This window comes from Micromonospora sp. RTGN7 (genome assembly GCF_033804645.1).
In the GTDB taxonomy this organism is placed as follows: Bacteria; Actinomycetota; Actinomycetes; order Mycobacteriales; family Micromonosporaceae; genus Micromonospora.
The window spans coordinates 304,960-318,760 of record NZ_JAPZLF010000005.1 but is presented as its reverse complement, the minus strand read 5'-3'; the positions used below and the strand labels follow the sequence as shown (position 1 = coordinate 318,760).

Sequence of the window (13,801 nt, the reverse complement as noted above, 5' to 3'; positions counted from 1 at the left end):
AGGCCGAGCTAAACGAGATCATCGGCCGCGACGGACACCCCGCTGTCGAGCATCCTCTCCCGGACCATCCGGGCCGCGCCGCCGTCGGCGAAGAGGCTCCGCAGATCCGCGAGGGCCGGCTCCGGCGGGCGCAGCGGCACGGTCGGGTCGACCACGGCCTCCAGCACGCTCGGCCGATCCGCAGCGAGGGCCTCATCCCACGCCGCCCCGACCAGTTCCGGCCGGTCCACCCGCACGCCGTGCAGGCCGAGCAGCCGGGCCCACCCGGCGTACGGCACCTCGGGGCGGCGAGCGGTCGTTCCGGGGGGCAGCCGACCGTGGCCCACCCCCGAGTGGTCGCGGTTGTTGAGCACCAGCACCACCAGCCGAGGGTCGGGCCACTCCCGCCAGTGGTAGGCCACGGTGATCAGCTCGGCCAGCCCGTTGAGCTGCATCGCGGAGTCGCCGACCAGCGCGATCACCGGCCGATCCGGGCGGGCCAGCTTCGCCGCCACCGCGTACGGCAGGGCGCAGCCCGTCGAGCCGAGGGTCCCACAGAGCTGGGCGGAGACCCCGGGCGGCAGCTGCAGGTGCCGGGCATACCAGTAGAGGATTGAGCCGACGTCGACGGCGACCGCGGCGACGCGGGGCATCCGGACGGAGAGCTGGTGCAGCACCAGCTGTGGGTTGACGGGCACGGCGGGCTCGGCCGCCCGGGCCGCCGCCTCCTCCCGCCACCGGTCCACACTGCGCTCCACCGTCGCCCGCCACTCCCGCCGGGGTCGGTCGGGCACCCGGTCGAGCAGCGCACGCAGCGTCTCGGCGGCGTCGCCGACCAGCGGTACGTCCACCGGGTGGCGGGCGCTGATCCGGCGACCGTCGATGTCGATCTGGATGGTGCGGGTCTGCCCGGCAACGGGGTAGTAGCCGGTCCACGGGTCGTTGGTGCCAACCATCAGCAGGGTGTCGCAGCCCCCCATGAGCTCGGCTGCGGCGACGCTGCCCACCTCTCCGAGCACGCCGGTGTGGAAGGGCAACCGCTCGTCGAGGACCGGCTTGCCGAGCAGGCTGGTCGCCACCCCGGCCCCGAGCCGGTCGGCCAGCGCCACGATCTCGTCGGCCGCACCCTGCGCGCCCTGACCGGCCAGGATCGCCAGTCGGCCGCCGGCCCCGAGCAGGGCCGCCGCGGCGGCCAGATCGGCCTCGTGCGGGAGCACCTTGGCCAGTGGCTCCCCCGGAGTCGCCGACGTCACCCCGGCCGCCTGCGGCAGCAGGTCGGGCACTGCGGCCGTCTGCGCCTCGCGGGGCAGCACCACGCAGGTGGGGCTGCGGGTGGCGGCGGCGGTCCGAAACGCCTGATCCAGCGTGGCGGGCACCTGCTCGGGCGTGCGTGCGTAGCGGAAGAACTGGTTGCAGACGTCGCCGAGGAGTCGACTCAGCCCGATCTCCTCATGGGCACCACCGAGCGGGCCGGTGACGTCCTCGCCGATGATCGCCACCATCGGCTTGCTGTCCAGCTTGGCGTCGTACAGGCCGTTGAGCAGGTGAACGGCGCTGGGCCCCTGGGTGGCCAGGCAGACGCCGATCCCGCCGGTGAACTTGGCGTGCCCGCTGGCCATGAAGGCGGCGGTCTCCTCGTGCCGGGCGGGGACGAACTCCGGGTCCCCGCCCGAACGGTCCAGGGCGGCGACGACCGGGGCGATTGCCGCACCCGGGCAGCCGAAGACGCGTGGCACCCGCCAGGCGCGCAGCCGCTCCACCACCAGATCGGCGCCCGTACGCTCAGCCATCGCCACGACCGGGCGTGGCGGCGTCGACGTAGCGCAGCACCGCGCCCACCCCGTCGGTCAGCTCCGGAGCCTCGTCCGGCGCCAGCACGGCCAGCTCCGCGTCGGTGCCGACCAGCGCCCGGACCAGGGCCGCGTCGGCGCGTACCCGGTGCGGGTCGGGCACCGACAGGGCCGTGAGCTGCCCCGGGCCGGTGGCGATGTCGGTCGGTGCCGGGCCGATCCACAGCTCCTCGGTGGAGGACGGGTCGTCCACGAGCAGCATGGTGTCGACCTGATTGCGTTGCAGGGCAGACACGACCGCGTCGAGACCCGCCCCGACGTCCTCCTGCATGCCGAAGCGGTCCAGCGCGGCGGTGATCCGCTGGTCGGCCACCTCGGCGATGGTCTGCACGGTCAGGTCGTCCATCAGCGTCGGATCCGCCCCGGCGTGCCGCGACCCGGCGTCGGTGCGTACCACCAGGTCCTGCCAGCGCTCCGGCAGCTGGGCGGCGATCATGCCGGTGGCCCGCACGTCGCCGGCGACCACCAGCACGTCGGCGCCGACCTGCTCGGCCAGCTGCGCGGTGGCCGCCGCCGCGTCTCCGGCGTTGTGGTGCCACGCCTCCATGGCGGCGCGTTGGTACCGCGACTGCGACCAGCCGCCGGGTTTGACCCGGCGCAGGGGGAAGCTCTCCCGGCCGGTGACGCGGGCGCGGCGGGGCACTCCGCCCGCGCTGACCGCCACGGCGTCGGCGCCGGTCCGGTCGGCCAGCACCCGTACCCAGGCGACCTGTTCGCCCCGCTGGGCGAGCAGCGGCATGGTGTGCGGCAGCTCCGAGACCGTCGCCAGATCCCGCAGCGGCGGCGCGGACAGGTACTCGGTGAGCACCGCCCGGCCCCCGGTCGCGAACACGGCGATGCCGTAGTCGCCGGGCATCGGGTCGTGGCCTCGGACCACCCGTTCGACGGCGTCGACGGTGGGCGCGTCGGCGCCCTGTTCCAACAGTTCGCCCTTGAGTGCCCGCCAGCGCAGGTCGAGCGCCGGGCGGGCGTCCTCGGTGTCCCGGGAGGCATCCAGATAGACCGAGCACCACGGTCCGGGACGGTTGTAGAGCGGGCGCAGGAAGGACAGCTGCATGCTTGACCCCTTTCCAGCTCGGCCCCCCGCTTACCCGCGCCGGTGGCCTTGTCACCTGAGCGCGCCACGAACGTGACTCGCGTTCATTCACGTCGTTCACCCACGTCGGCGGATACGATCGGTGTAGGAAATCGGACTCTCAGTGGCGAACAGCTCACGGTGGTGAAACATGGACAGCGACCTCGAATACCGGCCGATCGCTCGCCCGACGCAGCGGATCGTCACCGGCCGGGTCGTAAAACTGCTCGACGGCTACCCCCGCCAGCTACGGATCGGCCAGCCGGTGCTGGTCGCCGTGGTGACGGCGGCGAGCCTGATGGGCCTGCTGCTGTTGGCCTTCCGCTCGCTGCTGTCCAGCGGCGGCGGCAGTGGGGCCCGGCGCAGCTGGAAGGAACTGCGCAAGGGGCCGGAGTTCCTGGTCACCCCGCTGCGGCTACGCGACGCCGACAACCGGCTCTGCGAGGTGGAGCTGCACGGGCATCTGGCGCAGAGCGCCCTGCACCCCTCCGATTGGGTGCAGATCACCCTCAAGCCACAGGACCCGGACCTGCCTCCCCGGGTGGAGCGGATCGTCAACCTCACCACCGGCCAGTTGCTCCGGCCGCGCCACGCCACCCTGTGGAGCCACCTCGGCCCGCCACTGCTGCTCCAGGCCGTGCTGGGGGCGCTGCTGATCGCCGCCATCGCCGCCATCGCCGTGCTCACCTGAGAAACCGCACGCCGTCACCGCCGTCACCCCGCCGCGCCACGACCCACCGTGCGCCGCGCCGCGTCCCGCCTCGCGCCTGCTAATTCAGGGAATCCGTGGCCTTTACGCGGGCGCGAGGCCACGGATTCCGTGAATTAGCGTGGTCTTGGGCGAGGGGCGCAGGGGCGAGGGGCACAGGGATATCCCGGTTTCCGGTGGGGCGGGGGTGGGCATCGGGGGTGCCATGTTTGGTGGGTTTGCGCTGGAGGAGATCGACGTCGGCGAGGTGCGGCTACGGGTGCGTCACGGCGGGTCGGGACCGCCGGTGGTGCTGCTGCACGGCCACCCGCGTACCCACGCGACCTGGCACCGGGTCGCGCCGCTGCTGGCCCGGGAGCACACCGTGATCTGCCCGGACCTGCGGGGTTACGGTGGCTCGTCGAAGCCGCCGAGCGACCCCGACCACACCACGTACGCCAAGCGAGCGATGGCCCGCGACGTGGTCGGCCTGCTCGACGCGCTGGGCCACGACCGGGCGGCGGTGATCGGACACGACCGGGGCTGCTATGTGGCGATGCGCACGGCGCTGGACCACCCCAGCCGGGTGAGCCGGCTCGGGGTGCTCGACGGGGTGCCGATCGGCGAGGCACTGGCCCGCGCGGACGCCCGGTTCGCGGCCCGCTGGTGGCACTGGTTCTTCCTCGGCCAGTCGGACAAGCCTGCGGAGCGGGTGATCATCGCCGACCCGGACGCCTGGTACGGCGGCTCGCCAGCCACCATGGGCGAGGAGGCGTACGCCGACTACCGCCGGGCGATCCACGACCCGGCGACGGTGCACGCGATGTGTGAGGACTACCGGGCCGGGCTCGGCCCGGACCGGGCGGCCGACGACGCCGACCGGGCCGCCGGGCGGCGAATCGCCTGCCCGGTGCTGTTCTGCTGGTCGGAGCGGGACGACATGGTCGACCTGTACGGCGACCCGGCGGCGATCTGGCGGGACTGGGCCGACGACGTGCGGGTCGCCTCGATCGACTCGGGGCACCACATGGCCGAGGAGGCCCCGGAGGAGCTCGCCGCCACGTTGGCCACGTTCCTCGCCGGCTGACGGACGGACACCGCCGGTGGCCGGGTGAGCGCCGCAGAGGTGCCGGTGAGCCGCCCGGACACCGCCGGTGACCCGAGGCCACGATCATCCTGGCTCGATCCCACCTGCCGGGCACCACACAGGGGCCGAGCGCGCCCCGGGTGGCCCGGCGGTGGTGGTGGCGGTCAGCCCACCGGGGTCAGCGGGCGGTCCGGCTCGGGCACGGTGCGCAGCATGCCCCGCCGGGCGGCCCACCGCTCGAAGAACAGGGTCGCGAACGGCGGAACAGCGCAGGCCAACGCCACGAGGGTGGGCCACAGCGGCCATCGGTGCAGCCGCGCCACGGCCAGGACCAACAGGCCGTAGGCGACGAAGAGCGCGCCGTGCACCGGCCCGAAGATGGTCACCCCGATCTCGTTGTCCGGCGGCCCGTACTTGACGGCCATGCCGACCAGCAGGGCCAGCCAGGAGCAGGCCTCGGCGATCGCCGCCGCCACGAACAGTTTGGTGATCTTCTCGCGCATCGTCGCTCCCCCACCGGTTGCTGGCCATGCTAGCCAGCCCGGCCGGTGCGGGCACACAACGGGTGGACCCGATGGGGCATCACGCGGGCCCCGACTGGGTACGTGTAGGGACCTTCGGGTCTTCCCCCGGCCGGCTGCCGCGGGCAGAGTTGGGGGCACCAACGGTGACAGGGCGGTGACATGGGCGAGGACGTCGGCGTAAGGACATTCACCCGGGAGGACCGGGCCCGATACCGCGAGAAGGTGCGGCGGTGCCTGGACGTCTTCGCCGAGATGCTTCGGGAGTCCCGGTTCGACGTCGAACGGCCGATGACCGGGCTGGAGATCGAGCTCAACCTGGTCGACGACGACTCGATGCCGACGATGCGCAACGCCGACGTGCTGGCCGCCGTCGCCGACCCGAGCTTCCAGACGGAGCTGGGGCAGTTCAACGTCGAGATCAACGTGGCGCCTCGCCGGCTGGCCGGCACCGGCACCACCGCGTTCGAGGAGAACATCCGGGCCAGCCTCAACGCCGCCGAGGCGAAGGCCCGGGGCGTCGGCGCGCACATGATGATGATCGGCATCCTGCCGACGCTGGGTCCGGAGCATCTGACCGCCGCGACCCTGTCGGCCAACCCGCGCTACGAGTTGCTCAACGAGCAGATCTTCGCTGCCCGGGGCGAGGACCTGAGGATCTCGATCAGCGGGGTCGAGCGGCTCGCGGTCACCGCCGACACCATCACGCCGGAGGCCGCCTGCACCAGCACCCAGTTCCACCTTCAGGTCAGCCCGGCGCAGTTCGCCGACTACTGGAATGCCGCCCAGGCGATCGCCGGCATCCAGGTGGCCCTCGGCGCGAACTCGCCGCTGTTCTTCGGCCGTGAGCTGTGGCGCGAAACCCGCATCCCACTGTTCCAGCAGGCCACCGACACCCGGGCGGAGGAGATCAAGGCCCAGGGGGTACGCCCCAGAGTGTGGTTCGGCGAACGCTGGATCACCACGGTGTTCGACCTGTTCGAGGAGAACGTCCGGTACTTCCCCGCGCTGCTGCCGGTCTGCGATCCGGAGGACCCGGCCGAGGCCCTCGCCCGCGGCGACGTGCCGAAGCTCGCCGAGTTGCGGCTGCACAACGGCACCATCTACCGCTGGAACCGCCCGGTGTACGACGTGTTCAAGGGCCGCCCACACCTGCGGGTGGAGAACCGGGTCCTGCCCGCCGGCCCGACCGTGCTGGACACCGTCGCCAACGGGGCGTTCTACTTCGGGCTGGTGCGCGCCCTCGCCGAGTCCGACCGGCCACTGTGGTCGCAGATGTCGTTCAGCGCCGCCGAGGAGAACTTCAACACCTGTGCCCGGCTCGGCATCGACGCCCAGGTGTTCTGGCCCGGCCTGGGGTACCTGCCCGTCACCGAGCTGGTGCTGCGCCGGCTACTGCCGCTGGCCCACCAGGGCCTGGACCGCTGGGGCCTGGATCCGGCCGAGCGCGACCGGCTGCTCGGCATCATCGAGCAGCGCTGCCTCACCGGCCGCAACGGGGCCACCTGGCAGGTGGAGACCCTGCACCGGCTGGAGTCCGCCGACCACCTGGACCGGCCGGCGGCGCTGCGCGAGGTGGTCCGGCACTACGTGACCCTGATGCACAGCAACCGACCAGTCCACGAGTGGCCGATCCCCTGACCGCCGCGGGCGGGGTCGGCTCCGGGGCGACGCCGGCCGGGGCGGAGGTCAGGCTCTGGCTGCCCTGAGCATGGCGATGACCTGCTCGTAGTCAGCCAGCCGGCTGCGGTCGCCGCGGTGTTCGACGGCGAGGTGCTCCACCCGGCGGCCTCCCATGCCGTTACCGGCCCACTGAGCTCGCCTGCTCGGGCCGCTCCGGCAGGTCCCGCCGATGCTTCATGGGCCCGATCAGCAGGATCAGCCCGGTCAGGGTGAGCCCGCTGGTCATGATCCACATGGTTGGCCGCACACCGAGGGCGGAGCCGAGGGTGCCGGCGATGAGCGCGCCGACCGGAATCGCCCCGAGGCTGAGGAACTGCATGCTGACCAGCACCCGGCCGAGCAACTGGGGCGGGGTGTACTGCTGCCGGAACGCACCCTTGAGCACGTTGCCGGCCACCACGCCGACGCCGATGACCAGCCCTCCGGCGACCAGGAGCACCAGCCGCAGTCCGGGGCCGGCCAGCGGGATGAGCAGGGCGAACGGCAAGGCTCCCGCCTCGCAGAGCAGCATTCCCCGGGCGGTGCCGAACCGGCGGCTGATCGGGGTGGCGATCACCGCGCCGAGGACCCCGCCGCAACTGATCGCGGCGAACAGGAGACCGACCACCCCGGCGCTGACGCCGATGTCGCGGACCAGGAACACGACCAGGATCGACTGGTAGCCGATCAGCCCCAGGTTGCTGACGGCGCCGAACGCGGTGAGCACCCGCAGGTAGGGATCGCGGGCCACGAAACGGATTCCCTCGGCGATCTCCCGGAACAGGTTGGCCGCCGCCGGTCGCGGCTCGCGCGGCTCGCGGAAGCGGATGGCCCACAGGCAGAGCGCCGAGGCGGCGAAGCTCAACGCATCGAGCAGCACGGCGGTCACCGCGCCGGCGAGCTGCGCGAGCAGACCCGCCACCCCCGGCCCCGCCACCTGCATCGCGGACTCGGTGCCCTGCAGCTTCGCGTTGCCCTCCGGCAGCACCCGCTTGTCCAGCAGGGACGGCAGGTACGCCTGGTACGCGGTCTGGAAGAAGACCGCGGCGGTGCCGGCGGCGAAAGCGACGGCGAGCAGGTGCCCGATCGTCAGCACGTCGAGCCAGGCGGCCACCGGAACGCTGAGAAACAGCAGCATCGAGGCCGTGTCGCCGAGGATCATCACGGGCCTCCGCCGCAGCCGATCCACCCAGGCGCCGGCCGGCAGCCCGATGATCAGCCAGGGCAGCCAGGGGGCCGCGTACAGGATCGCCGTCTCGAACGTGGTCGCGTTCAGCGTGGCGACCGCGACCAGCGGCATGGCCACGCTCGTCACGCTGCTACCGAGCTTGCTGCTCGCCTGGGCGACCCAGAGCAGGCGGAAGTCCCGGTGTCGGAGCAGCCCGCCCCGCCGCCGGTCACCGCCGGCCGGCGCCGGGACGGTGGCCACGCCGGTCACGGTCGCGCCGGTACGGCGCGGGCGAAGAAGAAGACGGGATCGCGGCGCTGGCCGTCGTCGGGCATCTTGTGGCGGCTCCAGCGCGCGAGCACGTCCTGGAGTTCCTTCCCGAGCTCGGCCAGCTCGGCCGGCGTCAGGCGAAGCCAGTGGTCGGTCGAGAACGGCGCCTCCCCCCACGCCTCCTGCTCCGACTCGCAAGTGGCGTACCAGGCCCGAACGAGGCTCACCTGCCGGTCGAGGTTGAGCGAGTTCGCGGCGCTCGCCACCGCCTGGCTCGCGGGGTCGCCGTCGAAGTCGCTGTTGGACCAGCGCACACCGGGCGAGACCAAGCGCCACCAACGCTCGCGTCGGTCGCGGGCCAGCTCCGGCGCTTCCACCACCAGGTCGCATCCGGCAAGCACCTTCAGGTGATGGCTGATGTTGGCCACCGCCTGTTCGGTCCGCTCGGCGAGCGCGCTCGCCGTCAGCGGGCCGTCGACCTTGAGCACGTCCATCAGCCGGCGCCGCAACGGATGAGCCAGCGCGGCCAGCACGGCGGAGTCGGTGATCCTGCGCGGTTGGGGTTCATCCATGCCAGCAGGATGACATGCACAAGAATTCTTGCGCAATAGTCGCCGTTTAATCTCTCGCCACGCCGCACCCCGGGCTCCGGGCCGAACCGGCAGCTCGGCGCCACCGGCCGGCCGGCCCGCACCCACTCGGATGAACCTATTGACAATCGATAGATTACGGGTGACAGTCGATGCATGTTGACCGAGCGTCGAGCGGTGGGTCCGCTCAGAGTCTTTCTCGTGCTGCTCTTCGGGATCCTGGTCATGCTGCAGACCCTCTCGCTGCCCGGGCAGTTCGCGTACATGGCCGAGGAGTCCCCGGAGCAGGCCTACCTCAGGTGGCCGATGACCATCGTGACGGTGTTCTGGGTGCTCTGCATCCAGGTGGTGATCGTCTCCACCTGGAAGCTGCTCACCCTGGTCGAGCGCGACCGCATCTTCAGCGACGCTGCCCTGCGGTGGGTGGACGCGATCGTGTGGGCGATCGTCGCCGCCTGGGTGGTGCTGCTGGGCGTGTTCCTCTACATCGGCTTCAGCGCCTCCGACCCCGGGCTGCCGCTCCTGCTGTTCCTGATGCTGGTGGGCGTCGCCGCGCTGGGATTGTTGATGGTGGTGATGCGGGCGCTGCTGCGGCAGGCCACGACGCTGCGCACCGACATGGAAGCGGTGATCTGATGCCGATCGTCGTCCGCCTCGACGTCGAGCTGGCCAGGCGCAAGATGAGCGTCGGTGAGTTCGCCGAGCGCGTCGGGCTCACGCCGGCGAACGTGGCGGTGCTGAAGAACGGCCGCGCCAAGGCCATTCGCTTCAGCACCCTTGAGGCCATCTGCCGGGTGCTCGACTGCCAGCCCGGCGACCTGCTCGAATGGGTCGAGGAATGAGGGAGAGAACCCTCAAGCACCTCGTCGCCCTCCTCGCCGTCGCGCTCGCCGTCGCGCTCGGCGTCGCCGGCATCGTGCACGGGGAGGCCGACGACTCACCGGGCCTCCAACTCCTGGGCGTCCTGCTCATCGTCGGCGCGGTCGTGTTCGGCGTGCGGATCACCCGGCGCGGCAGATAGCGGTCGTCGGATTCGGATTCGCAGCAGCGAAGGGACACTAGGGGTATGTGCATGAATCAATGGCTTGTAGCGTAGGCACCCTCGTCACATTCCCCTGGAAAGGAGTTGGACATGCCCAGAATCACCCGTGCCCTCGGCGCTCTCGGCGCGAGCGTGCTCGGCGCAACTCTCGGCGTCCTAGCGGTCGCTGTGCCTGCTCAGGCGGCCTCCCGCGACGGAGTCTGCAACGCCGGCGAGTTCTGCTACTACTACAACAGCAACTACGCGGGGTCGGTTTCGGATCACGCCGGGTCACTCGCCGACTACGGCTCGACGCAGCCGGGCTGTTACGAGTTCAAGGGCGCCGGCGGCGGTCAGGGCCTGTGCGTCAAGAACAACGCCGCTTCCGTGTGGAACCGCACCGGCAACACCGTGCGCGTCTATTACAACAGCAGCTACGGCGGTTCCTACCAGAACTTCGCGGCCGGCGCGAAGGCGAATCTGAACGCCACGTTGAAGAACAACAACGCCTCCCACCAGCTGATCTCCGCTGCCGGGACCAGCTATCCGGCCAAGGACGACTACCCGTACAAGGGCGCGACCTCGGGCATCGACCCGTGGAACTTCTACAAGGGGCAGTGCACCAGTTTCGCGGCCTGGGCGCTGCGCAGCCGGGTCGGCGTGCCCTTCACCAACCAGTACAAGGGCGAGACCCGGTGGGGTAACGCCAAGGAGTGGGTCGCGGCTGCCGGGCGTGCCGGGGTGCCGGTCTACAACAACCCGAAGGCCGGTGACGTCGCGGTCCGTCTGGGCGGCACCTACGGTCACGTCGCCTTTGTCACGAAGGTGAACACCAACGGCACCTTCGAGATCGACGAATACAACTACCTCTACGCAGACAAGTACAGCCACCGGACGGTATCGGTGGGAACCGCCAACAACCAGTTCTCCAAGTTCATCCGCTTCAAGTGACCTTCGCCTCGACTGAGGATGCGGGCACGCCCACCCCGGCGTGCCCGCATCGCAGATGACGGACCACGCACCCAGGGGAGGCATCGGTCACCGGGTGAGGCCGACGAGCGTCGCCAGCCGCGCCACGCCGGCCGGCACCGGGTGCGCCCGCGCGACCTCGGCCGGACCCCCGGTTTCGTGATGGCAGCCCTACGTGCAACCGACTGTCTCACCGATCTCCGCCGCAGCGCTCGGGCGGCACCTCTGCCTGCTCGAACAGGCAGATTGCAAAGTCCGGTGCCACATCTGAGATCGTGACGGCCGTCCGCCGAACGCCCAGTTGTGGACCTCGATCTCGGCGTACCGGTGCGGGGTGCTCTTCGACGACGGTGCCACCTGGCTGGGTACGGCAGCGTTGGTCCGGGCGGAGGACCCGGAGGAGGCGCGTGCCGTGCTCACTACCGCAGAATCTTGGCGGCTGTGCGCAACGCCGACGCGGGTGGGTGCCACTTCCCGCGCGCATTCGCCCCCGTTGTCGCACGTCGGCCATAGGCTCCCGCCCATGACAGCAACGCAGACGCTCACCCTCCCCACGCCCGACGTCGATCTGGTCTACGACGTGCGCGAACCGCTCCCCGCGTCCGCCGGGCACAGCCCGCTGCTCATGGTCGGCCAGCCGATGACCGCGGAGGGCTTCGGCTCGCTCACCGAACACTTCACCGACCGCACGGTCGTCACCTATGACCCGCGCGGTCTGGGCCGCAGCGTGCGCAAGGACGGCCGGTCCGACCACACGCCGCAACACCAGGCGGCCGACCTGCACCTGCTGATCGAGGCGCTCGGCACCGGTCCGGTCGACGTGTTCGCCAGCAGCGGCGGCGCGGTGACCGCGCTCGAACTGGTCGCGTCCCACCCCGGCGACGTCGGCACGCTGGTGGCCCACGAGCCGCCGATCAACACGGTGCTTCCCGACGCCGCCGCCGCCGACCGCGCCCGGTCGGCCTTCCACGAGGCGTACCAGGCGAGGGGCACCGGCGCCGGGATGGCCGCGTTCATGGCCATGACGTCCTGGCAGGGCGAGTTCACCGACGCCTACTTCGCCCAGCCCGCGCCCGACCCGGCGGCGTTCGGCATGCCGGCCGACGACGACGGCTCCCGCGACGATCCGCTGCTGTCGAAGGCTTCCTGGCCGATCACCGACTACCGCCCCGACGCGAAGGCGCTCACCGCAGCACCGACCCGCATCGTGATCGCGGTCGGCGAGGAGTCGGCGGGGACGTACACCGCCCGCACGGCCGTCGCCACCGCGGCGCTGCTCGACCAGGAGGCCACCGTCTTCCCCAGCCATCACGGCGGCTTCCTCGGCGGCGACTTCGGCTACGCGGGCAAGCCCGCCGAGTTCGCGGCGCGACTGCGCGAGGTGCTGGACGCCGGCTGACCATCGTGGGCTTCAGTGTGGTCACCGGGTGAGGCCGACAATCGTCGCCAGCCGCGCCACGCCGGCCGGCACCGGGTGCGCCCGCGCGACCTCGGCGATCACCGTACGCGCCACCGGGCGGCACCTGACCTCTGCCGGCGCGACACCGTCCGCGTCGACGAGCACCCGCCCGGCCCCACCGAGGTCACCGATCCGCAGGTACGCCCGCGCGGCGTCCAGCAGGTACGCCGCTCGGTGCTCGGCCGGCAGCAGCAGCCACGCCTCCCGCCGTACCGCCTGCTCGTGCCGGCCCACCGCCTTCCCGGCGTCGCCCGACTCGACCGCCAACACCACGCGGGCCAGCTCGACCGCGCCCGGTCCGAAGCTGGTCCGATGCGGGTCGCCACCGCCGCACCGAGCGGCGAGCCCGGCGGCCCGGTCGGCCAGCTCCTCGGCCCGGCCGACGTCGCCGCAGCCGGCGGCGGCGAGGGCGGCCTGAAGCAGCAGCGTCCCGTGCACCGACGCGGGCGCGAGCCGACGCGCAGCGGCCGTCGTCGCCACCAGCGCCAACCGGTCGCGGCCCAGCGCCCGCAGCGCCTGCCCGACCGACACGGCCGCCGCGCCCGCCAGCGCCGGATCGCCGCCGGCCGCACCCATCGCCCGGTCGGCGGCGAGCCACCCCAGGTCGGTCTCGCCGAGCTTCACCAGCACCGACGACGTGATCCGGTACGCCTGCACCAGCAGCCCCGGCGCGTCCGCGCGCAGGCCCCGGGCGGCATCGAGCAGCCCCGGCAGCAGCCGCACCACCTGGGCGTAGTGCGCGTGCTGGTAGGCCAGCCAGGCGTGCTCCACGTGCCGGGCGGTGTCCGCCTCCGATGCCGTCGTCCGGCGGATGTCGTAGCGGGCGAGGGCGGCGCGGATGTCGTCCAACCCGTCCAGCGGGCCGGCCTCCGTCGGCACCGGACGACCCTCGCCGAGCAGCACCAACGAGTCGACCCGCAGCACCTCGGCGACCTCCTGGATGATCGGGTACCGGTCCAACGCGCGGACGCCCCGCTCGACCTTGTCCACCCAGCTCTTGGAGCGGCCGAGCCGGTCCGCGAGCATCTGCTGGGTCATCTGCCGCCGCATCCGCCAGCGCGCCACCCGCCGGCCGATCGGCAGGTCATCCCTGGTCACGATGCCACCGCCGATCAGGCACCGCCCGCGTGGTCTCCTCCACCGGTACGCGCTCGGCCTCGGCCTGCGCGAGAATCCGCTGCCTGGCGGCCTCCCGCTCGGCGGCCTGAGCCTGCTCAGCCCGGCCCTGCGCCGACTCCTCGTTCATGATCCACCTTTGGTTACGGCGCTTTAGTACCTGGTGAGGCGACAAGGACTGATTTTGCTGCGGTGGTTCAGTCTCACTGGGCTGCTTCGTGGGGGATGGCTCACCGGCCACGTGATCAACAGGCTCCCCGGGGCGTTGGTACCACTTCCATCTGGACATGCCGCTCCCTGATGCGCGGGTTTGCAGGTGTCCGACCAGGGTAACCCGACTTGTTCA

General features: G+C 71.8%; 15 protein-coding genes. 8 read left to right on the top strand and 7 right to left on the bottom strand.

Features of this window, described 5'->3' with window-relative positions:
- Window positions 1-8: 8 nt before the first annotated feature.
- Together SNR22_RS10185 and SNR22_RS10180 are read right to left on the bottom strand one after the other, a co-directional pair.
- On the bottom strand, window positions 9-1,769 hold the full coding sequence (locus tag SNR22_RS10185; protein WP_320066264.1) for a thiamine pyrophosphate-binding protein: 1,761 nt from the start codon (window positions 1,767-1,769) through the stop codon (window positions 9-11).
- Window positions 1,762-2,886: a Vms1/Ankzf1 family peptidyl-tRNA hydrolase gene (locus SNR22_RS10180; protein ID WP_320066263.1), complete on the bottom strand. Its 1,125-nt coding sequence runs from the start codon at window positions 2,884-2,886 to the stop codon at window positions 1,762-1,764. Before SNR22_RS10180 ends, SNR22_RS10185 begins: the two co-directional genes overlap by 8 nt.
- 169 nt (window positions 2,887-3,055) lie before the next feature.
- On the opposite strand from SNR22_RS10180, the gene SNR22_RS10175 reads away from it, so the two are divergent.
- Both SNR22_RS10175 and SNR22_RS10170 read left to right on the top strand, forming a co-directional pair.
- The gene (locus SNR22_RS10175) at window positions 3,056-3,595 is read left to right on the top strand and encodes a hypothetical protein (RefSeq protein WP_320066262.1); all 540 of its coding nucleotides are present in this window, start codon (window positions 3,056-3,058) and stop codon (window positions 3,593-3,595) included.
- Window positions 3,596-3,818: 223 nt separating this feature from the next.
- Window positions 3,819-4,679: an alpha/beta hydrolase gene (locus SNR22_RS10170; RefSeq protein ID WP_320066261.1), complete on the top strand. Its 861-nt coding sequence runs from the start codon at window positions 3,819-3,821 to the stop codon at window positions 4,677-4,679.
- Between the two features lie 164 nt (window positions 4,680-4,843).
- Here the strand turns inward: SNR22_RS10170 and SNR22_RS10165 are convergent, their stop codons facing one another.
- Complete coding sequence (locus SNR22_RS10165; RefSeq protein WP_320066260.1) at window positions 4,844-5,182, bottom strand: DUF3817 domain-containing protein; 339 nt, start codon at window positions 5,180-5,182, stop codon at window positions 4,844-4,846.
- Window positions 5,183-5,362: 180 nt separating this feature from the next.
- On the opposite strand from SNR22_RS10165, the gene SNR22_RS10160 reads away from it, so the two are divergent.
- On the top strand, window positions 5,363-6,841 hold the full coding sequence (locus tag SNR22_RS10160; protein ID WP_320066259.1) for a glutamate--cysteine ligase: 1,479 nt from the start codon (window positions 5,363-5,365) through the stop codon (window positions 6,839-6,841).
- Window positions 6,842-7,001: 160 nt separating this feature from the next.
- Here the strand turns inward: SNR22_RS10160 and SNR22_RS10155 are convergent, their stop codons facing one another.
- The gene (locus SNR22_RS10155) at window positions 7,002-8,291 is read right to left on the bottom strand and encodes an MFS transporter (RefSeq protein ID WP_320066258.1); all 1,290 of its coding nucleotides are present in this window, start codon (window positions 8,289-8,291) and stop codon (window positions 7,002-7,004) included.
- Window positions 8,292-8,296: 5 nt separating this feature from the next.
- On the bottom strand, window positions 8,297-8,872 hold the full coding sequence (locus SNR22_RS10150; RefSeq protein WP_320066257.1) for a metalloregulator ArsR/SmtB family transcription factor: 576 nt from the start codon (window positions 8,870-8,872) through the stop codon (window positions 8,297-8,299).
- Between the two features lie 195 nt (window positions 8,873-9,067).
- Between SNR22_RS10150 and SNR22_RS10145 the strand changes: the two genes are divergently transcribed.
- The 5 genes from SNR22_RS10145 to SNR22_RS10125 all read left to right on the top strand — a co-directional run bounded on the left by SNR22_RS10145 (window position 9,068) and on the right by SNR22_RS10125 (window position 12,279).
- Window positions 9,068-9,526: a DUF2975 domain-containing protein gene (locus SNR22_RS10145; protein WP_320066256.1), complete on the top strand. Its 459-nt coding sequence runs from the start codon at window positions 9,068-9,070 to the stop codon at window positions 9,524-9,526.
- The gene (locus tag SNR22_RS10140; protein WP_320066255.1) at window positions 9,526-9,732 is read left to right on the top strand and encodes a helix-turn-helix transcriptional regulator; all 207 of its coding nucleotides are present in this window, start codon (window positions 9,526-9,528) and stop codon (window positions 9,730-9,732) included. The genes SNR22_RS10145 and SNR22_RS10140 overlap by 1 nt, the downstream gene beginning before the upstream one ends.
- On the top strand, window positions 9,729-9,911 hold the full coding sequence (locus SNR22_RS10135; protein ID WP_320066254.1) for a hypothetical protein: 183 nt from the start codon (window positions 9,729-9,731) through the stop codon (window positions 9,909-9,911). Before SNR22_RS10140 ends, SNR22_RS10135 begins: the two co-directional genes overlap by 4 nt.
- Before the next feature lie 111 nt (window positions 9,912-10,022).
- Window positions 10,023-10,862, top strand: a complete 840-nt coding sequence (locus SNR22_RS10130) for a CHAP domain-containing protein (protein WP_320066253.1) — start codon at window positions 10,023-10,025, stop codon at window positions 10,860-10,862.
- A gap of 541 nt (window positions 10,863-11,403) precedes the next feature.
- The gene (locus SNR22_RS10125) at window positions 11,404-12,279 is read left to right on the top strand and encodes an alpha/beta hydrolase (RefSeq protein WP_320066252.1); all 876 of its coding nucleotides are present in this window, start codon (window positions 11,404-11,406) and stop codon (window positions 12,277-12,279) included.
- A gap of 21 nt (window positions 12,280-12,300) precedes the next feature.
- Here the strand turns inward: SNR22_RS10125 and SNR22_RS10120 are convergent, their stop codons facing one another.
- Together SNR22_RS10120 and SNR22_RS10115 are read right to left on the bottom strand one after the other, a co-directional pair.
- Window positions 12,301-13,437 (bottom strand): helix-turn-helix transcriptional regulator, encoded by a 1,137-nt coding sequence (locus tag SNR22_RS10120; RefSeq protein ID WP_320066251.1) that lies wholly within the window; start codon window positions 13,435-13,437, stop codon window positions 12,301-12,303.
- Complete coding sequence (locus SNR22_RS10115) at window positions 13,424-13,585, bottom strand: hypothetical protein (protein WP_320066250.1); 162 nt, start codon at window positions 13,583-13,585, stop codon at window positions 13,424-13,426. Before SNR22_RS10115 ends, SNR22_RS10120 begins: the two co-directional genes overlap by 14 nt.
- Window positions 13,586-13,801 lie beyond the last annotated feature (216 nt).